Source organism: Priestia sp. D3YE.R1 (assembly GCF_049199565.1).
GTDB lineage: Bacteria > Bacillota > Bacilli > Bacillales > Bacillaceae_H > Priestia > Priestia aryabhattai.
In genome coordinates, this window is the sequence record NZ_JBLTHW010000004.1 from 1 (window position 1) to 20,609 (window position 20,609).

17 protein-coding genes are annotated in these 20,609 nt (G+C 37.4%); 6 read left to right on the top strand and 11 right to left on the bottom strand.

Going from position 1 to position 20,609, the window contains the following annotated elements; all coding sequences use genetic code 11:
- Positions 1-70: 70 nt before the first annotated feature.
- The 3 genes from cydD to ACOZIR_RS21710 all read left to right on the top strand — a co-directional run bounded on the left by cydD (position 71) and on the right by ACOZIR_RS21710 (position 5,307).
- Entirely contained in the window at positions 71-1,537 is a 1,467-nt protein-coding gene (gene cydD, locus ACOZIR_RS21700) for a thiol reductant ABC exporter subunit CydD (protein WP_421535816.1), read from the top strand.
- Positions 1,534-3,282: a thiol reductant ABC exporter subunit CydC gene (gene cydC / locus ACOZIR_RS21705; protein WP_421535817.1), complete on the top strand. Its 1,749-nt coding sequence runs from the start codon at positions 1,534-1,536 to the stop codon at positions 3,280-3,282. Before cydD ends, cydC begins: the two co-directional genes overlap by 4 nt.
- A 225-nt stretch (positions 3,283-3,507) precedes the next feature.
- Complete coding sequence (locus tag ACOZIR_RS21710) at positions 3,508-5,307, top strand: cation:proton antiporter (protein WP_421535818.1); 1,800 nt, start codon at positions 3,508-3,510, stop codon at positions 5,305-5,307.
- Between the two features lie 28 nt (positions 5,308-5,335).
- On the opposite strand, the gene ACOZIR_RS21715 is transcribed toward ACOZIR_RS21710, so the two are convergent.
- The 9 genes from ACOZIR_RS21715 to ACOZIR_RS21755 form a co-directional block, all read right to left on the bottom strand.
- Entirely contained in the window at positions 5,336-6,712 is a 1,377-nt protein-coding gene (locus tag ACOZIR_RS21715) for an O-antigen ligase family protein (RefSeq protein ID WP_045293894.1), read from the bottom strand.
- Positions 6,713-6,737: 25 nt separating this feature from the next.
- The gene (gene murJ / locus ACOZIR_RS21720; protein WP_328120451.1) at positions 6,738-8,240 is read right to left on the bottom strand and encodes a murein biosynthesis integral membrane protein MurJ; all 1,503 of its coding nucleotides are present in this window, start codon (positions 8,238-8,240) and stop codon (positions 6,738-6,740) included.
- Between the two features lie 30 nt (positions 8,241-8,270).
- Positions 8,271-8,603, bottom strand: a complete 333-nt coding sequence (locus ACOZIR_RS21725; RefSeq protein WP_014457712.1) for an EamA family transporter — start codon at positions 8,601-8,603, stop codon at positions 8,271-8,273.
- Complete coding sequence (locus ACOZIR_RS21730; protein ID WP_045293892.1) at positions 8,596-8,931, bottom strand: EamA family transporter; 336 nt, start codon at positions 8,929-8,931, stop codon at positions 8,596-8,598. Before ACOZIR_RS21730 ends, ACOZIR_RS21725 begins: the two co-directional genes overlap by 8 nt.
- Positions 8,931-10,649 carry a DUF6020 family protein gene (locus ACOZIR_RS21735; RefSeq protein WP_045293891.1) on the bottom strand — a complete coding sequence of 573 codons (1,719 nt, stop codon included), beginning with the start codon at positions 10,647-10,649 and terminating at the stop codon, positions 8,931-8,933. The genes ACOZIR_RS21730 and ACOZIR_RS21735 overlap by 1 nt, the downstream gene beginning before the upstream one ends.
- Before the next feature lie 2 nt (positions 10,650-10,651).
- A complete protein-coding gene (locus ACOZIR_RS21740) occupies positions 10,652-11,590 on the bottom strand; it encodes a glycosyltransferase family 2 protein (protein ID WP_013059871.1) in 939 nt (312 codons plus the stop codon).
- Entirely contained in the window at positions 11,587-12,687 is a 1,101-nt protein-coding gene (locus ACOZIR_RS21745; RefSeq protein ID WP_045293890.1) for a glycosyltransferase family 4 protein, read from the bottom strand. Before ACOZIR_RS21745 ends, ACOZIR_RS21740 begins: the two co-directional genes overlap by 4 nt.
- Before the next feature lie 290 nt (positions 12,688-12,977).
- Positions 12,978-13,763 (bottom strand): endonuclease/exonuclease/phosphatase family protein, encoded by a 786-nt coding sequence (locus ACOZIR_RS21750; protein WP_340141660.1) that lies wholly within the window; start codon positions 13,761-13,763, stop codon positions 12,978-12,980.
- A gap of 4 nt (positions 13,764-13,767) precedes the next feature.
- Positions 13,768-15,405, bottom strand: coding sequence for a PTS transporter subunit IIBC (locus ACOZIR_RS21755; RefSeq protein ID WP_421535819.1), 1,638 nt, complete (start codon positions 15,403-15,405; stop codon positions 13,768-13,770).
- 275 nt (positions 15,406-15,680) lie between these two features.
- Between ACOZIR_RS21755 and pgmB the strand changes: the two genes are divergently transcribed.
- Positions 15,681-16,388, top strand: coding sequence for a beta-phosphoglucomutase (pgmB, locus tag ACOZIR_RS21760; protein ID WP_045293887.1), 708 nt, complete (start codon positions 15,681-15,683; stop codon positions 16,386-16,388).
- 88 nt (positions 16,389-16,476) lie between these two features.
- On the top strand, positions 16,477-17,346 hold the full coding sequence (locus ACOZIR_RS21765) for a Cof-type HAD-IIB family hydrolase (protein WP_328120447.1): 870 nt from the start codon (positions 16,477-16,479) through the stop codon (positions 17,344-17,346).
- 33 nt (positions 17,347-17,379) lie between these two features.
- Here ACOZIR_RS21765 and pdxK read toward each other — a convergent pair whose 3' ends face one another.
- Positions 17,380-18,204 (bottom strand): pyridoxine/pyridoxal/pyridoxamine kinase, encoded by an 825-nt coding sequence (gene pdxK / locus ACOZIR_RS21770; protein WP_045293885.1) that lies wholly within the window; start codon positions 18,202-18,204, stop codon positions 17,380-17,382.
- A 388-nt stretch (positions 18,205-18,592) separates the two neighbouring features.
- On the opposite strand from pdxK, the gene ACOZIR_RS21775 reads away from it, so the two are divergent.
- Positions 18,593-19,384, top strand: coding sequence for a hypothetical protein (locus ACOZIR_RS21775; protein WP_045293884.1), 792 nt, complete (start codon positions 18,593-18,595; stop codon positions 19,382-19,384).
- Positions 19,385-19,446: 62 nt separating this feature from the next.
- Here ACOZIR_RS21775 and ald read toward each other — a convergent pair whose 3' ends face one another.
- Positions 19,447-20,580, bottom strand: a complete 1,134-nt coding sequence (gene ald, locus ACOZIR_RS21780) for an alanine dehydrogenase (RefSeq protein ID WP_045293883.1) — start codon at positions 20,578-20,580, stop codon at positions 19,447-19,449.
- Positions 20,581-20,609 lie beyond the last annotated feature (29 nt).

Sequence of the window (20,609 nt, forward strand, 5' to 3'; positions counted from 1 at the left end):
GAATTGCTGGAGCGCCGTGTGAGGTGAAAGTCTCACGCACGGTGTGGAACGGGGGAAAGCCCAAAAGAGAATGGAATCATACCAGATTTTACACTTAGTAGGCTACCTATCGTTATCATTAGGACCTCGCTTTACCAAAAATGAAGGAACAGGAAACGTGGTGACGCTCATCACCACAGGCCTACAGAAGCTTCGCACTTATCTTGAGCTGTTTTTGCCTAAACTGGCCGCCATCAGCGTTGCACCTTGGCTAGTGCTCGCTTTCGTTTGGTACCATGATCGGCTTTCAGGCATTATTTTGCTTGTAACTATGCCAATTCTAATTTTATTTATGATTTTACTTGGACTGGCTGCCCAGAAAAAAATAGATAGTCAATGGGAGACATATCATGTGCTGTCCAATCACTTTGTAGATTCGCTTCGAGGATTAGAAACTTTAGCATTTCTCGGGAAAAGTAAGGAGCATGCTGAAACGATTGAAAGAGTCAGTGACCGTTATCGAAAAGCCACAATGGGAACGCTCCGAATTGCTTTTTTATCTACGTTTGCTCTCGATTTCTTTACGATGTTATCTGTAGCCATCGTAGCTGTTATGCTCGGCTTGCGACTGGTGAACGGTTCGATGACGTTAGAGCCTGCACTTATGATTTTATTGCTGGCGCCTGAATACTTCCTGCCGATAAGGGAAGTCGGAAACGATTATCATGCAACATTGGACGGAAAAGAATCCGGAGATGCATTAATTAAGATTGTAAAGCAGGCTGAAAAACCGTCGGCTAAAGAAGAAGATGTTCCTAATTGGACTGAAAACAGTGAAATTCAATTACGTCATATCACCGTAAAATATGACGAAGAGCAGCCGCCTTCTCTCGAAGATGTGTCACTTCATGTTAAAGGAAGTAAAAAAATTGGGATTATAGGAAAAAGCGGAGCTGGAAAATCGACGCTTATTGATATACTGAGTGGCTTTGTACCATTTACAGAGGGGTCTGCTGAAGTAAACGGCGTGCCGGTTGATTTACGCTCAGATGCTTGGCAAAAGCAGATTACGTATATCCCTCAGCACCCATTTATTTTTAATGGAACAGTGAAAGAAAATATTGAATTTTATCAGGATAGAGGCGGTTCTTATGATTATGAAGATGCTTTAACGAAAGCAGGACTTTTATCTACGATTCAACAGATGCCTAAGAAGGAAAATGAAATGATAGGAGATGGAGGACGGCAGCTTAGCGGCGGCCAAGCTCAAAGGATTGCCCTAGCTAGGGCGTTTCTAAGCGATCGTCCTATTATTATGCTTGATGAACCAACGGCGCAAGTAGATATTGAAACGGAATATGAATTAAAGCAAGATATTTTAACGATGTTTCAAGACAAGTTATTTATTCTAGCTACGCACCGTCTGCATTGGATGAAAGATATGGACCTAATTGTTGTAATAGAGAACGGAAAGGTTGCAGAAGTCGGCAATCATCAAGAACTGATTCAAAAAAAAGGAGCTTACTATCAATTTTTACATAAAGAGGAGGAGGTATGATGAAATATAAAAGTTGGATCTGGCCCTACTTTAAAACATATAAATATCGTATCTTTTCTATCTTATTATTAAGCTTGTTAACGATTGGTTCTGCTTGTGCGCTAATGTTCACATCAGGTTACTTGATTTCAGCTTCTTCCTTACGGCCAGAAACAATCTTACTAGTCTACGTTCCCATTGTACTTGTGCGTACATTTGGTTTAAGCCGAGCAGCCTTTCGTTATGCGGAGCGTCTTGTTAGTCACGATTTTATTCTTCGGATTTTAGCTAAAATGCGTACACGTCTTTATCATTTGATTGAACCGTTAGTTGCTGCATCTCGCTATCGAACGGGAGATGTTTTAGCGGTTCTCGCTGAAGATATTGAAAGTTTACAAGACTTGTTCTTACGTACCATTCTTCCAACAATCTCAGCTGTTATTTTATACGTTATTTCGATTGTAGCTTTAGGATTCTTTAGCCTGAAATTTGCGTGTTTGATTGCCGTCTATTTATTTTTATTAGTAGCAGTGATGCCGCTTTTTTCCCTTTGGCATATGAAAGCGGCCAATCAGCGATATAAATCAAGCAAAGCACGGTTATATGCCAAGGTCACAGACGGGTTTTTAGGAGTTGCTGATTGGGTGTTAAGCGGTCAGCAGCAGTCATTTTTTCATTCGTATAACAAAACGGAAGATGAGCTAGACCGCATGGATCGCAAGCTTAAACTATGGACGTATTACCGAGAATTGATTGGCCAGGTTATCGTAGCAGGTTTAATTGTCACAATGATTTGGTTTGGGGCTTCTCTTTTTGCAGACAAAGAGCTTGCAGGTGTTTTTATTGCTGCTTTTATTTTAGTAGTATTTCCTTTATCTGAAGCACTGCTGCCAGTATCTAATGCAGTAGAAAAAATTCCTCAATTTGAAGAGTCATTAAATAGAGTGCAGGAAATGGAAAAGAACTGGGAAAATGTGAATGAAAAGAAAAAACATACTCTTTCCCTACCTTATAAAGGTTCATGGGACTCGGTTAGCTTAAAAGTCGAGCATATAAGCTTTCGCTATAGCAATGAGGAAGAGTCAGTTATTCATGATCTTTCATTTCAAGTCGAGCAAGGGAAGAAAATTGCGATTCTTGGCAAGAGCGGAGCTGGAAAATCGACTCTGTTAAAGCTGCTGCAAGGCTCCTTATTGCCTACAGAAGGTATAGTTCAACTAAACGGTCAGTCTGTTGATGAAGTTCGTGAAGATGTACCAAAACTCATCTCTGTATTAAATCAAAATCCTTATTTATTTAATACAAGCGTAGCAAACAATTTATTACTAGCTAATGAAGAGGCCACAAAAGAAGAGGTAATTGAGGCAATGAAGCAAGTCAATATGCACTCCCTTTTAGAAGGTTTGCACCAAGGATATCAAACGTCCATGCTCGAAACAGGTCAGCGTTTTTCAGGAGGAGAGCGTCAGCGGATTGCGTTAGCACGTGTTCTGCTTCAGCGTACGCCAATTGTTATGCTGGATGAGCCAACTGCAGGGTTGGATAACGTGACTGAAAATCGTTTGTTATCCACTATCTTTGAAACTCTTCATGACAAAACTTTAATTTGGGTTACGCATAATTTAGTTGGGATGGAAAAGATGGATGAAATCTTATTCCTACAAGATGGAAAGGTAGCAATTCGCGGAACGCATGAGGAATTACTTGCTACGAACAGTCACTATCAAAAGCTATATGAATTGGATCATCCGGCAAAAAGCCTTTAGCAGCAGCTAAAGGCTTTTTATTATTTTATACTAACGTGAAATTCGACAAACACGAGTAAGATACGTGTCGAACGAAGGAAAATAGCTTGGATTCAAAGAGAGGAGATGCGTTTAGCACTTTTGAAAAAGTGGTAAAACAAGGTAGTGTTTGTTTCTTCCTGTATAACATCGGTTTATTTTAGGGAAAATATATACACATTATGCGAACGAGAGAAGGAAGATACAATGGAACCTATGCTTATACATATCACACTTGTAGTGGGACTAGGAGTTCTATCTCAGTGGCTGGCTTGGAGATTTAAGCTACCAGCAATTGTCGTGATGTCGATTATCGGACTGCTAACAGGCCCTATTTTAGGTTTAATTGATCCTAAAGCACAATTTGCTCAGCTTTTTGATCCTTTTGTATCGATTGCTGTAGCTGTTATTTTATTTGAAGGCAGCTTGAACTTAGACATGAGAGAGGTAAGGGGAATCGAAAAGCCCGTGTTTCGCATTGTGACATTGGGAGCTATGCTAGCTTGGATTTTAGGCTCTTTAGCTGCTCATTATATAGCAGATTTATCCTGGGTGGTGGCAATTGTTATCGGAGGGCTTTTTATTGTGACGGGTCCAACCGTGATTTTACCTCTTTTACGACAAGCTAAATTAAAACCAAAACCAGCAGCGATTTTAAAATGGGAAGGTATTATTGTCGATCCATTTGGTGCATTGCTGGCCGTTTTTTCGTTTGAAATTGTTCAATTTTTAGTGCTGAGAGAAGTGAGTGGAAAAACAATTCTCTTTTTCTTCGTGGCCTCTATTATTGCCGTTTTAATAGGATGGATTCTTGGCCGCGGAATAGGATGGATGTTTCAAAAGGGGCATATTCCAGAGTATTTAAAATCTCCGGTCGTATTTATTGTCGTTATTGCCTGCTTCACAGTAGCTGATGAAATTAAGCATGAAACAGGTCTTCTAGCAGTAACAGCGATGGGGATTACCCTTGCTAATATGCATATTTCATCTATTAGTGATATGCGACACTTTAAAGAGAATATTTCGGTTCTATTAACTTCTACTATTTTTATCATGTTAACGGCTGGACTGACGATGAAGACCATTACTGAAATTTTTCATTGGAATATTATTTTGTTTGTTTTACTTATGCTGTTTATTGTCAGACCTGTCTCCATCTTTTTATCAACGGTAGGGACAGATTTATCTATAAAAGAAAAAATACTGATTGGCTGGATTGCCCCGCGCGGAATTGTGGCGTTAACGGTCTCGAGCTACTTTGCGAAAGTACTAATTGATGAAGGATTTAAAGATGCTTCCATCCTAACAACGCTGACATTTGCTTTAGTGTTTGCTACGGTTTGTGCACACGGTTTTTCCCTTTCATGGGTAGCTAAAAAGCTGGATTTATCGATTGGCGAAGAACCTGGTATTTTGCTTGTGGGAAGCAATGATTTTACGGTTGCCTTTGCTTCAAAGTTAAAACAGCTAGGCTATCCAGTATTAGTTGCTGATTCTTCGTGGGAGCGGTTAAGAGTTGCGCGCAGAGCGGAGGTAGATGTGTATCACGGAGAAGTTCTAGCTGAGCAAACGGAATATCATCTAGACTTAACTCCTTATGAATATGTGATTGCTGCAACTGAGTTAGATGCATATAATGCGCTTGTTTGTACTGCTTTTCTTCAAGATATGGGACGGAATAATGTTTTTCAATTGAGCATTCGTGACCAAGAAGATTCAAGAGAAGATGTCGATGAAATTATGCATACAGTAAGAGGACGTATGCTCTTTAAGAAAGGAATTACGTGGGAGTTTCTGCATCATAAAATGGAGCATGGATATACGATTTACAATACAAAAATCACGGATGAATATACGTATGAAACATATCTTGAGGAGAAAAGCGATGATTCTCTTTTACTAGCAGTGAGTACGCAAGGAAAGGCATTGAGTTTTTTTGCTCATGATCAAGAAATAAACGTCAATGCGGGCGATACGGTATTAAGCCTTCAGCCATTAAAAAGATAAAAAAACAGGCCTTTAATGGCCTGTTTTTTTATGCTTGTCTTTGTTTAAAATGAATGACGAACAGATAAGCAGCAGCTGCTGCAAAATAGATGGTAACGGCTGGTGCTGTAAAGACATGCCCAGCTACAAAAGCAATTCCAAGAGCTAATACAATTGCTGTACTATACATCATAAAGCTTTCATCAAGAAGTTGTGATGGCTCTTTAAATAATCGAACCAATACGGTTAAACCAACTACTAGAAGTGGAAGAACCCATAGTAAAAATCCGATGATACCTAAAGAGAAAAACAAATCATAAAAGTCCATTTCAATCATCTTTGGCGGAAGCTGTTTTGTATAGTCACCAGAAAAGCCCATGCCTATCATTTTTCGTGCAATAGGTGCTTTTGCATACTCTTCCTTATGATGAGCTAAGAATTGCTCACGGCTGCTTAGAATCAGATTTTGAATATCTTTGTCATCTAAATTTGATTCCTTTTGTTTTTTCTTTTTAGCAGGCTTTTCTTTTTCTTTCTTTTCCGGCTTTTCTTGCTTTGTTTTCTCTTTTTTAGCCTCTAACATATCGATGTGCGTATATGTGTTTTTATAAGCTGGAGAAATCGGAGTAGTTGCTCCGGTTATAATTAAAAGCAGAATTGAGATTACTAAGTTGGCTTTAATTAAGCTACGTTTATTCGTAAATAATTTGGCAAATAAGACAACTGTTGCTACAACCAAAGAAAGAATAACGGCACCTAAGCCTACTTTCGTTCCAAGCATGATGGACGAAACGGCTAACAAGATAAAAGGAATCCAGTAATAAGCTTTTGAAAACGAACGTACTTTATCTAAAGCTAAAAGCAGTGTGAGAGGAAGCAAAATAGCAATGGTTGCTCCTAGCTCATTCGCTGCATAAAACCAGCCTTTAAATCCGATTTTATTATACTGATAACTCTCTAGTGCTGTACCTGTTAGCATTGTACCGATAAAAACGATACTGATGATGAGTGAAGCAGTCAATAAGTTTTTGCTCAGTATTCTTTTTACATCGACAGACGATCGATAATGTGAAAACATCACAATCATTCCAAGCAGCGTAACGTTCATATAAACAACTTTATTGAAAAATTTAATTTCTTGCCCAATATAATAAGGATCTTTCCATTGATGATTTAAGTAGATATTGAGTCCAAGAAAGAGTGCAAAAACAATAAGATAGATAATCGAATATCTAGCCCATTTTGATTGTTTGGCAAACACTAAAAGTAGGACACCTGCAAAAATCATATATAGAAAGCGAATAACAACCCCAATTGAGAGACCACTATCCATGTTCAAAACCATGTACGTCGTTAGCATATCAATAATCGGCTGAATTGAAATAAAACCAACGAACAGAAAAAATAACCAGTATGTGTTCTTCATATAGTACTCTCCTGTTTTACGTGAATTAACGTTTTCTTTTAACTAAAAGCATAACACCTTCTACTTTGCATAATAGCGTCGACATTAAGTATACTAAACCACCTGCAATACAGACAATACCAAATCGTAAGATAACATGTAATGAATTCAAAAATGCGATGTCCTTTAAGAAGAACATGACGATAGCAACAGGTACGGAAGCTAAAAGAATTTTTCCTGTTTCTTTCACTAGATATCCGTAATGGAAGTGATTGATTTGTTTTGCCAGCATAACGAATACGATGGCCGTATAGAAAAAGGCAACCACTGACATGGAAAGTGCTAATCCTTGGTATCCCATAAATTTAGTGAAAATCATGTTAAAGATGATATTTAACACAATGGATAATAAGCCTGCTCTCATAATAAGATAACCTTTTTGAAGAGAATAAAATCCTTTTGCAAGAACAGCTTGCAGCGAATAGAAAAACACCGAACCTAGGTAATAATAAGATACATCCGTTGTTTTTAACGTCGAATGTGCGTCAAATGCACCGCGCTGGTAAGCAATCATTACAATGTCTTTCATATAAAAGATCATGATAACAATCGTCGGAATCAGCAGCATCAGCATAAACGTAATCCCTTTTTCAATTCCCGATTTAAAGCGCTCTTCATCTTTTTCAGAAATGGCTCTTGCAATCAGCGGATAAATAATGGTTGCGACCGTAACCCCGAATATTGCCTGGGGAATACTTACAAGTCTGAAAGCATAATTCAAGTATGAAATAACACCTTCGCCAAAGGAACCAGCAAAGAAGAAGTTTACAGTTAAATTAATTTGACCGACCATAATGGTTACACCAACAGGGATGAATACTTTATAAAAAGCCACTACTTCATCACGGTCAATTTTTTGCTTCCATAACAGCAGGTGCTGCGGTTTAAAATAGACAACTTTAATTAAGAAAGAAGCAATTGTTCCTATAAAATAGCCAAGAGCAATTGCGTAGCCGCCCATAATTGAATGTAATAGGATTGTACTTAAAATCGTAAATAGTACAACAACCGTTTGAGAAAACACAGAGAAAGAATATTGACTTCGTGCATCAAATACACCTTCGTATACGGCATTCACTCCAACTAATGAAAGAGATAAGAAGTACATAACGCCCGTATAAATTCCTAGTTCAATTGCTGCTTTGGAAAAATTAGAATACGAAGCGGGAAAGTAAAAGAAAGCAGCAATTGATCCGAGAACCGAAATAATGAAACAAATAAGAAAGGTTGATTTAACAATATTAGTCAAATGAACCTTTCCTTTATTTTCTTTTTCATAACGTAAATAACTAGGGATAAACGCATCCTTCATCCCCGTTAACATAAATAAAATAAAAGCGTTTGGAATAATCATTGCTGCGTTGTATGAATCGACGATATAACTTGTACCGAAATAGTTAGCAATAACTAAATCACGAATCATACTAGAAAATTTCAAAAATAATGTTGATATGAGCAGTAAAATGCTCGCGAATTTTAAGTTTTTCATGCGAAACTCCTACCTTTTCAAGTTATCTCATCAACTATTAGCAATAAAGAAGCATCCGACAATTAGAAGAATACAGCCGATAACTTGTTTTGTTGTAACTTTTTCTTTAATTAAAAAGTAACCGAAAGTTAATGTCCAAATATACGTAATAGACGTGAGCGGAAATACAATAGAATAAGGTAACAGCGTTAAAACATACACATTAAGCAGAGCTGCTGCCCCGTAAAAAAGGCCGCCACCCACAAAACAAATGAGCGCTAGCTTTATCTTTTTTTCATTTAAATACGTAGAAATATACTTGAAAAAGACAGCTCCAACTGAACCTAAAAGAGTCATAATAATTAAAAGTGGGATACTATTCATCTTGGCCACCTACTAAAATTACACCTACGATAATAATAAGAGTACCGACCAGCTTCATAAGGCTAATGGTTTCATTTAATAGAAAGAAACCAAGAGCGATGCTGATTACATATCCTAGGCTTAAAAATGGATGAAGCAAGGAAACTCTTTCAAATTTAAAAGCGGCAATCATAAACACCGCTCCTAATCCATAAAGGAAAAAACCAATAATTAAATTTAAGTTAAATGAAGCTTCGGACAACTTCCAAAAAAGTTGTCCAACAGCTGTAAACAGGGAAGCCACGATAATGAGCGTGATTCCTAGCTTTTTGTTGTAATTGCTCTCCATCAGGAGGTCACATCCTTTTCTTTCTGATCAAATCGGATAAAAGGAAGACCAATAAAGAAGAAAGACACAAATACGCTTGCTAATAAATATCGAAAATCTTGAGCCGGCAATGCTGCAAGAACAGAAAGCGTGTTAAGAGCCCACGGAATGACGATAATAAGTGACGTAATTCCTCTTCGAACCACTAGCATTAATGAAAATAATAAAATGACACAGTGATAAAAAGCTGGTTTCCATAAGAATGTAAAAACAGGGTGCTTAAAAATAGCTAAATAAGCATTAGCAGTATGTGTAATAAAAGGCTCGATTACTTTATTTTTAAGACCTAAATCATTGCCGTAATAAATGTTGGTTACATACGTATCCGTGTAGCCATCTTTAAAAGGATTGATTTGCCATACTAAAGCTGTTTGTTTGAGAAAGCCTTCCGTGGCTAGATAAGGATTTTTGATGACAATGCTAGCATAGTTCTTAAAGTAAAGGCCTAAATCATTAAAAATAAATTCGCGGTCATAGTATTTCCACGTAAATTTAATGGGATCACTTTTGTATGGATTATACTTTTCTTTCCACAATTCAATAGGGAGCACTTTATTAAAATATTCGCGCTCTTCTTTTGACATCTCCCCATCATTTGAAATGATGTTTGCAATTTGTTGAGTTGGAATAGACAAAGCTTCATTTGGATCTGAAGGTTTTACATCAAGCCACGTGAACACAGGTCCTGTAACAATCTTTTGTAAAATAAAGACGACTAAAAAAATCGTGACAAGAGGTTTCCAATTTTTTCTGAATAAGACAATCATTAAAAGGAAAGTCAAAACAAATACAGGAAAACCATTATGTCTAAAGAAAGCTACTCCAAATGCGGAAAGTAAAAGTAAGAAAAAGCTCGCTTTACTTTTAACCCAAGCACCTTTTGAAAGATAAATTTTTGCAATGTTAACCGTAAAAAACAGCAGAAAAGCACTGTATAAAATGTCTTTCCAAATAATAATTGAAAAGATTAAAAAGCTTGGAATAATGACAATAATAGCTGTTAAAAGTCCAATCATAACAGGATGTGCTTTGCGTTTAATGAAAAAGTCAAACGTATAGGCGTATATGCTAACTACAACAACAATTTGTGTGAACGCTACAATGCCTGGATTATCCCATATTTTTGTCAGCAGCATAATGAGCCACGTAATCATAATAGGGTGCCAGTCGTTAAATTCTCCGTTATGTGCCTGTCTCCACTGTGCTAATGAATCGGGAGTCATGGCCGCTGGGAAAAAGGCGAACCAGTAATATAGACTAACGGCTAAAATAAGAATCGTAACAATTCCTAGATACCGCTTTGGGTGTGCAAATGTATAATGAAAATCGTTTATCTGTTTGATAGCGCTGAGTACAGCGGCCGTCAGCAGCATTGCCAATAAAGTACGGCTGATGGCATACAAAACGAGTGAAAAAATAGTTGAGCTCGTCATATGTAAGTTATCTAAAAGTGAAAACTGTACGATAAACGAAAAAACAATCAGCAATAGCCATTCTAGCGGTTTAAATGAAGCATAAGCTCTATTTTTATAAATAAAAATAGAGCTTATGCTGGTAAATACAAGTGCAGCAAAAAGGGAAAGATAGTGAACACCGTCTGGATTACCAATACTTAAACCGATAAGAATAATTAAAGCTGTTACTATAAGCAGTAAAATACTTTTTTTATTCTTCATCATTGTTATTCTCCTACTTGTTCAATCTGTTCAATTTTTTTATTTAGTTCTAATTCATACTGCTTGCGATTTAATGAAGCGATTGTATCTAGAATTAATCCACAGACGAAAGATAAAACACCTAACACCATCAATCCAGTTGCTAAGATAGATGAAGGTACTTTCGTAATAAAGCCTGTATCAAAAAATTCATAAAGTACCGGAGCACCAACAGCTAATCCTGCGACAATAAACAACACTGTCCAAATGGAGAAGAACTGAAGCGGCTTGTACTCTTTAAATAACGTAAAAATCATTCGTAACACTTTAAATCCATCAGAGAACGTATTAAGTTTCGATTCGCTGCCCTCAGGTCGATCGCGATAATCGATCGCGATTTCTTTTAGGCGGAATCGTTTATCTAACGCATGAAGACTCATTTCTGTTTCAATCTCAAATCCCGGACTCATCACAGGAATTGATTTTACAAATAATTTATCGTACGCACGATAACCTGTCATGATATCTTTAATGTTACTTTTGTACAGGCCGTTAATTAAAGAACGTACTAAGTTGTTACCAAAATTATGGAAAGCACGTTTGTTTTCTTCGAGATACGTTCCGTTTGATAAGCGATCTCCAATGACCATGTTAGCTTCTCGATTTCTAATAGGCTCAATTAATTGATGAACAAATTCTGCAGGATACGTATCATCCCCATCTACCATGACATAGCAATCTGCATCAATTTCTTGGAACATTGAACGTACAACGTTTCCTTTTCCTTGCTTGAATTCTTTTTTGACGATTGCGCCGTGTTCAAGTGCAATTTCACTTGTACGATCTTTTGAATTGTTGTCGTATACATAAATATCTGCACTAGGCAGTTCGCGTTTGAAATCGTCAATTACTTTTCCAATTGTTACTTCCTCGTTATAACAAGGAATTAAAACTGCGACTTTCATTTTTCCACCTCATCAAAAAAAATTGTTGGGAGCTGTTCAGCAATTACATCTACTGTGTAGCGGTTTGCTGTTTGTAACGCCTGTTGAGACATTTGCTGTTTCACATCTTCAGGAAGATTAATAAAAGCCTGTAGCTGTGAAGCTAGTTCGTCTACATTTTTAGGCTCAAAGAATAGACCATTCTTTCCGTCTATAATGTAATCTTTTAGACCACCAATCTGACTCCCAATCACGGGTGCTCCGCAAGCCATAGCTTCGAGGCCGACTAAGCCCAAACTTTCTCCTTTTCTTACGGTCGGAAACACGAATGCTTCAATCGCATTATATACGTAAGCAAGAGAAGACTGAGGGAGCAGAGGGAAATGGATGACTTTTTCCTCTAGACCTAGAGTCTTGATCATTTCCTTAAATGCAGCTTCGTCTTTTCCGCTTCCAACGTATAGGTATTTGTAAGAAGAGGGAGTTTGTTGTTCAGCTTTTGCAATTGCTTGAAGGTAGTATTCCCATCCTTTACCCACATCAATGCGGCTTACACATCCAATATAACGGATAGTAGGGTCCAAGTTTAGTTCTTGATAAGCTTGGCTTTTATCTGCATAAGGATGAAACAGATCTTTATTCACTCCTCCGCTTGGAAAAATATAGATTGGGTTATGAATCTTATATTTCTCTTCAACGAGCCCTTTATAGTAGGGAGAAGGAGTAATAATTTTAGTGGAATGGTGCAATAAGTCATTTACTCTAGGCTGATATTTTTCCTGTGAAGCTACTTCAGGTACAACATCTGAACCATGCACGTTTGTCACAATCTTCACATTCTTCTTTAGCTTTTTGAGAATCAGCAGCGGAAGAGCATTATGAGATGCATAATGTACGTAAAGATAGTCGTAGTTTTTTGTTAAGCCCGTCACAATGACATTAGCATAATGAGAAGCATAGCTAAAAAGCTTGCTCAATTTGCTTGTCTTTTTTTGCATGACAATTTTATCAACTTGAATATCATGTTGAACTAAAATTTTTTCAGTGTTTTGAACAAATACACCATAGCTCGGGAATTGTTCAGAAGGATACATATTTGAAATCAACAAAATTTTCATGATTGTTTCACACCTATTTTTCTTTATTAGTTTATGATAATGACAACGGGTGTTCATTTAAATAGAGCTTACATGTATCATCTTACTATTAAGTTGAGCGATTTCATTGATAAACATGCAAAAATGGGTTGCATATCGTCAACATCACAATATTATAGCACACCTACTTTTTAAAATGCGAAAGTTTATCGGACACTTCTAAAACGATAGATAAAGCAGTAAAGAAGATGATTTTCACATAATCATAATCACAAGAAAAAAGCGAACGCTATTCGTTCGCTTTATGTCACTTATTTCACTTCAACGCTTACCCCAAAATGGTCAGAAACAACGGGATAATGGATGCCGTTAAAAACTACAGTCGATGATTGAATATCCTGCGCATGACTCGATAGAATTAGATCAAGGCGCAGTGCCCGTTCATTATCATCCCATCCAGCAATGTTCCCTTTAACTGTAATACCGCTATCTTTTTTGTTCGATAGAGTATACGTATCATAGAGGCCTTGACTCAACAGGTAGTCGTAACCTTCATTTCGTCTATGAGCGTCATTATTAAAGTCTCCAAGTAGGAAAAACGGGTTATCTTTGTGTACATGAGCCAGCAGTGTATCAACTTGCTGCTTGAATGGCTCTTCCTCGTCATCCCACCAGCCGAGATGACAAGAATAAAACGTAAGGAGCTCTTTTTCATATTCAATTGTTGCTCCAACAATTCTTCTTGTTTTCCAATAGTCAATATTTGACGTCTGTGAAACAAAAAATGAATGCTCTTCAATAATCGGGTGTTTCGTTAAAATGGCAATTCCTTCTTCATATACTTCATAGCCTATATGAGATAAATCCCATACCAATTGATAGTCTTCACCTTGTTTACCCAGTTCTTTTGCTAAAAGCCAAGCGTAATTATCGCTACGAATGTAGTCATGTACATAAGGTGCGTTTATTTTTTGGCTTACTTCCTGTAAAGCAATGACATCATATTTTTCTTTTTTAATTACTTCAGCTAGACAAGATAACTTGTCTAGCTGATTTTCCTCTTGCCAAGAGTGGCAATTTAACGTTAATAGCTTCATTATGTTAAGCTCCTAACAAATCTTGAATGTCGGATTTCAAAACATCCGCTTTAGGTCCATAAATAGCTTGTACCCCTTTATCTTTCAAGATTAAACCAAGGGCTCCGTTTTGTTTCCACTCACTTTCTCCTGCAACGGCATGTATATCTTTTACCGTTACACGTAAGCGAGTCATACAAGCATCAACGTCTTCAATATTGTTTTCTCCACCAAGCAGTCTAATAATGACTGGGGCAAGCGAATCATTTTTCACCTGCTTGCTGCTTGTTGCAGTTGTTTCTTCATCAATATAGTTTCCGTTGCGTCCCGGCGTTGGGAAGTTAAAACGTTTGATTAAGAAGTTTGCCACTCCAAAGTTTAAGCCAAAGAATACAAGGCAGGCGATGACAAAATTCATTAAGTCAGCCCATAGTCCCGCTTTGATAATCATTGGTGTACGTGTTAATAGTTCAATTACGCCAAATGAGTGTACACGAACATGAACAATATCAACAATGGCAAAAGCCAGTCCCGTCATAATGGCGTATACGACGTATAGAAGAGGCGCCGCGAACATGAACATAAATTCAATCGGTTCTGTTACGCCTGTTAAGAAAACAGCTAGTCCAGCTGAAAAGAACATTGAACGATATTTTGAACGTTTGTCAGGATCTACGTTGCGATACATTGCTAAAGCGATTCCAATTAATGACGCACAAGATAAAATCATTTGTCCTACTTTAAATCGTGCAGGTGTAACGTCATGTAAGAGCTGCTTGTAGCTGTCCATATCTCCTGCAGCGCGGAAGTTGTTTAAGTCTGCAATCCACGCAAGCCACAAAGGATCTTGACCGGCAACAGTGGAACCTGCTCCAGAACCCGTTAAAATTTTGTACGTACCGCCTAGCTCCGTGTAGTTCATAGGCACTGTCAGCATATGATGTAGACCAAACGGAAGAAGGAGACGCTCTAATGCTCCGAAAATAAATGGTGCCAGAATAGGAGCTGTATCTCTAGATGTTGCAATCCACTGTCCGAAGCTGTTTAGCGAACCTTGGATGAACGGCCACACAATGGATAAAAGCAGTGCCGTTACAACTGAACCACCGATGACCACAAATGGTACGAAGCGCTTGCCGTTAAAAAACGAAAGGGCTTCAGGCAATTTATCATAATTGTAATATTTGTTGAATAAATTTGCGCCTAAGAAACCAGCGATAATTCCTACGAATACTCCCATGTTAAGAGCGGGAGATCCTAAAATAGATGTGAAGTAGTCTTTTACAACTAATTCTTGTCCAAATAGTGATTGAACCGTTGCTTTTGAATCTGAGAGCATTTCTGCTTTAACTCCAAAAATGGTTCCTGTAATTCGATTAATAAGAACGAATGCAATGAGTGCAGCAAATGCACCGCCAGCACGTTCTTTTGCCCAAGATCCCCCGATGGCAACAGCGAACAAGATGTGAAGATTTGTAATGATGCCCCATCCTATATCTTCCATCACTCGTGCAATTGTTTGTACAGCAGTGATGTCTCCCCCAGTCATCGCAACTAGTTTTCCAAGTGAAATCATAATACCAGCTGCGGGCATAACCGCTACTACTACTAATAAAGCCTTACCAAATTTCTGCCAAAAATCAAATGAAAAGAACTTCTTCATAGTTTTTCCCCTTCCCCTATGTATGGGTTTTCATTTTATTTTTTGATAAACTATATCTTTAATATAGTGCAACCGTTTGCATAAACCTATTGTAATAAAAGGGCTTTCATAATGCAATACTGTAATTTCTCTTTTTTTGAAAAAATTATTCGTGAATTACAAATGATGAAAAAATTTTTATGATAAAGTGAACAATATCAACGGTATTTTAACATGATGGAATGTAATAAAAGCATTTAAGTAATGGCATAAAGATAAGTACAGAGGAGGATAATATGAAAAAAGAAGAGCTACAAGCGATTATTTTTGATTTAGACGGTGTTATTGCAGATACGGTGCATTTATATTATAGAGCAAATAAAAAAGTAGCAGATCAACTTAACGTTTCATTTTCTCCAGAACTGAATCAGCAGCTGCAGGGCATCAGCCGAGTGAAAACTGTAGAGCTCATTGCTGCACAAGGCAATGTAAAGCTGACAGAGGAAAAAAAAGAACAGCTTGCTTATGAAAAGAATAAGCATTATCAAGCATTAATAAGGGAAATGACAAGGGATCATTTACTTCCAGGAATACAATTGTTGTTAGAGGATTGTAAAAAACAAGGCATTAAAATGGGAATTGCTTCTTCTAGTTCAAATGCAAATACTGTAATAGATGCGCTAGGAATACGCTCTTTTTTTGATTGTATTGTGGATGTGAGAAAAATCAAGAAGGGAAAACCAGATCCAGAAATATTTTTGACAGCTGCCGATCAATTAAAAGTAAAACCCTATGCATGTGTGGCAATAGAAGATGGAGAGGCTGGTATAAAAGCTATTAATCAAACAGATATGGTTTCTATCGGCGTTGGTAAGCATCTGAGGGAAGAGGATGTAAATTTTCACGTATATTCAACAGCTGATTTGCATTTAAAGACGGTCAAAGAGGTTTTCGAAAAAGCAAGAAAAGGAACAGATTATAACAGCGCGTATACAAAAAATTAGTAAATCTTTTACATGCAAGTAGCAAAGCGCTAAAAAACATATGCTAGAATACAATAAGAGAGCAAAGATACATAGGAAGGGGTACATCATGATTAAATGTATTGCGATCGATATGGATGGAACGCTAGTAAATAGTGAACAAGTTGTAAGTAAAGAAAATGCCCAAGCGATTAAGACAGCTCAAAAGGCAGGGGTGGAAGTTGTTGTTGCTACGGGACGTTCTTATGAAGAAGCCCGTTATGTTTTAGAAGAAGCAGGACTTCATACATATTTAATTTGTGCAAACGGAGCAGAGCTTCGCAATCCACAAGGGGAAAAACAATATTCAGTAGGCATGACGATGGAATCTATTCGCGAAGTAGAAGATATTTTTAAGAAGTTTCAGCTGTACTTTGAAGTCTATACAAGTGAAGGTACGTATTCAAATGACTACGAAAAAGCTTTGTCCGTATTAATGGATATTTATTTAAGTGCTAGCTTAAAAGATAATTATGAAAAATCGTTAGAAGCGGCAAAAGAGCGTTTCAATAGCGGCAGAGTAAAGCTTATTGAAGAGTATGAAGCGTTGTTTCAAGATCCAAACAAGGACATTTATAAGCTGCTTGCTTTCTCTTTTGATGAAGAAAAGTTAGAACAGGCAAAAATAGAACTTGTGAAGTTAGATTCTATTGCAGTCAGTGCATCTGGTAAAGAAAATATTGAAATAAATGATGAAAATGCTCAAAAAGGAATTGCGGTTACCTCATTTGTTCAAGAACGCCATATTTCTTTAGAAGAAACGATGGCCATTGGAGACAATTATAACGATGTATCGATGTTTCAGCGAGTTGGACGTGCCGTAGTGATGGGAAATGCTCCTCAAGAAATTAAAGAGTTTGCCCATATAGTAACAGGAACCAATGACGAGCACGGCGTAGCTCAAGCTATCTTAAATGCGCTTGAAACAGTCAAACAATAAGCAAAATAGAAAAGCATGCCTTTAGGCATGCTTTTAGTTTGTTACTTTTTCTTTTTTACGACGGTATGCACCGTGATTTGTTGGTCCGACATATTGATTTAAAGCAAATGAATGGCGAATTGCTTCTGTAATAAACTCTTTTGCTGTATAAATAGCTTGTTTGACGTCACTGCCTTTTGCCAATTCAGCAGCAATCGCAGCTGAATATGTGCATCCAGCACCGTGTGTAAATGTCGTTTCAATACGTTCAGACTCTAAGATCTCAAACGTCTTTCCATCATAAAGCAAATCGATTGCTTTTTCGTGTGCTAATTTACTTCCACCTTTAATCAATACATATTTGGCACCAAGTTCAGAAATTTTCACGGCTGCTTCTTTCATTTGATCAACCGTTTTGATAGGGCCAAGTCCGCTTAATTGACTAGCTTCAAATAAGTTAGGGGTTACGACTGTTGCTTTTGGAACTAGTACATCACGCAAGCTGACAGTTGTTTCCGGGTGAAGCGCTTCGTCTTCTCCTTTACATACCATCACAGGATCTACTACAACATTTTTTAAATCGTATTCTTCAATTGTTTTTGCGGCTAGTTCAATAATTTCCACTGAGCCAAGCATACCAGTTTTTAGAGCTTGTACGCCTACGCCTTTTACAATTGTTTTCAACTGCTGTTCAACGGTTGCAGTTTCTTGTGGAAATACGTTATGAGACCAGCTGTTATCGGGATCCATTGTTACAATTGTTGTTAAAGCTGTCATTCCGTAAACACCAAGTTCTTGGAATGTTTTTAAATCCGCTTGAATACCAGCTCCGCCGCTGCTATCAGAACCGGCAATGGTTAATGCTTTATTCATTGTCATAAAAAATCCTCCCGTATTTTAAGTTCATAGAGAAAATCGAGTAAAATTTCTACCGGGCGGCTTTTAGTTGCCCAATGTGTTTTAGATAAATTTCTTCCATTCACTTTTTCTTCTATTTTATCGCTTTTAATGTAGATATTCAATTTCTAAAAACTGTATGAATCCTAAGTGTAATTTAGAATTATTATGACTGACTGTGAAGCATGAGTTAAATGAAAGTTAACGAATGAAATGTAAGGTGGCTTGAACATTTACTTTACATAAACTTAAGGGTAGCCACCTTCAGAAGTAATCGTATGCTAAAAAACCTCTTATTAAAAGGCTTTTTACCTTATTGTACAAGCACTCTTTTTCTTAATGAATAAAATAAATAGAAACTTAAGAAAGGGTGATTCACATAAAAAAACATTATAATCATGACAGTTATAAAGACGGCCCGGATTCTTCTAATCAGTCACAACTTCAAAAGAAAGATCACAAAGATTGTTATATAAAATCGAATTTAATAAGCGATAACTTCAAAACTATTAAGACAGGTACTTTAAATGTTTGTATAATCGTATTACCAGGAGCTAAAGTTGATCGAAATTCCAAAGATAATCAGTCTATAGTTCCCAACCGTGTAAAAAGAGACATAGCGGCTGCTAATAGGATATGGAAACAATATGAGAAAAACCGATTAATCCAAGGTGTTACATTTACCATTACACGTTCATTTGTTTTTTTAGAAAACATCAGTGGCATTGTTAGCAATGCGGAAAACTTTCCAATTGGAGGGGCTAGTCATCTCACAATGGTACAAGCAATGCTTAAAACTGGCCGAAAAATTTGTCAAAACGCTGATGTATATGTGTTTTATATGAATGGAAACAGATTTGGGCCTATTAATTTTGACTATTCATCTACTCTTGCTGTAACATATAACTCTTTTCCGCTTATTATTATGACAAATGCAAGTACAGATGAGTATCTCCTCGCACATGAATTAGGTCATTTTATGTTTATTACGAATCGGTTTAGCGAGACGGATGATCCAGAACCTTTTCATGAACTAGATAGAAATCATAACAGAACGCCTGGTAACCTTATGTTTCCTACTCCTGAATTCTGGCCAATAGTACCGGAGATTACCGGTGAACAGATATACAAAGCTTTAAATAGTCGCGTTTTTTACAGCTAATTGTTGTTCATTCAAAATAAAAACGCCCTTAACAGAGGGTTAAGGACGTTTTTCACTATTTATTAGATAGAAGCTAATTCTTTTTCAAGAGCTACGTCTACTGATACATAATCATAACCTAAATCATGTGCAACTGCTTCGTACGTAATGGCTCCGTTTGCAACGTTCACTCCTAATTTTAACGCTTCGTTTTGAGCGATTGCTTTGTGAACACCTTTAGAAGCAATTTGAAGTGCGTAAGGTACCGTTACATTTGTTAGAGCAATCGTTGACGTGCGAGGAACAGCTCCCGGCATGTTTGCAACTGCATAGTGTACAACACCGTGCTTTTCATACGTCGGCTGATCGTGTGTTGTAATGTGATCGATTGTTTCAACGATACCACCTTGGTCGATTGCTACGTCAACAATAACAGAACCTGGCTTCATTGATTTCACCATTTCTTCTGTTACTAGTTTTGGAGCTTTTGCACCTGGGATTAATACTGCGCCAATCACTAAATCTGACTCTGCTACTGCATCCGCAATATTATAAGGATTTGAAACTAGCGTATTGATTTGGTTGCCAAAGATATCGTCTAATTGACGTAGGCGTTCAGGACTTAAATCAATAATTGTTACATCAGCACCGAGGCCGATTGCGATTTTTGCAGCATTTGTACCAACACCGCCGCCTCCAATAATCGTTACTTTTCCGCGGCTAACTCCGGGAACGCCTGCTAATAAAATTCCTTTTCCACCGTTTGATTTTTGAAGGAATTGTGCACCGATTTGAGCAGCCATACGACCTGCTACTTCACTCATAGGTGTTAATAGAGGCAATGTACGATTTACCGCCACTGTTTCATAAGCAATAGCTGTTACGCCGCTATCTTTTAATGCCTTTGCAAGTGCTGGTTCAGCTGCTAAGTGAAGGTATGTGAATAAGATAAGACCTGGTCTAAAATAACCGTATTCACTTGCTAATGGTTCTTTTACTTTCATGATCATTTCAGCTTGTGCCCAAACGTCAGCTGCTGTCTCAACAATTTCAGCTCCAGCTTTTACATAATCTTCATTTGTGAAGTTACTTCCAATACCCGCTTCATTTTCAATTAATACACGATGACCTGTACCAACAAATGATGCTACGCCTGCTGGTGTAATCGCTACTCGGTTTTCGTTGTTTTTGATTTCTTTTGGTACGCCAATAATCATGATTAATTTCCCCCTTGGTCGTTTGTGTA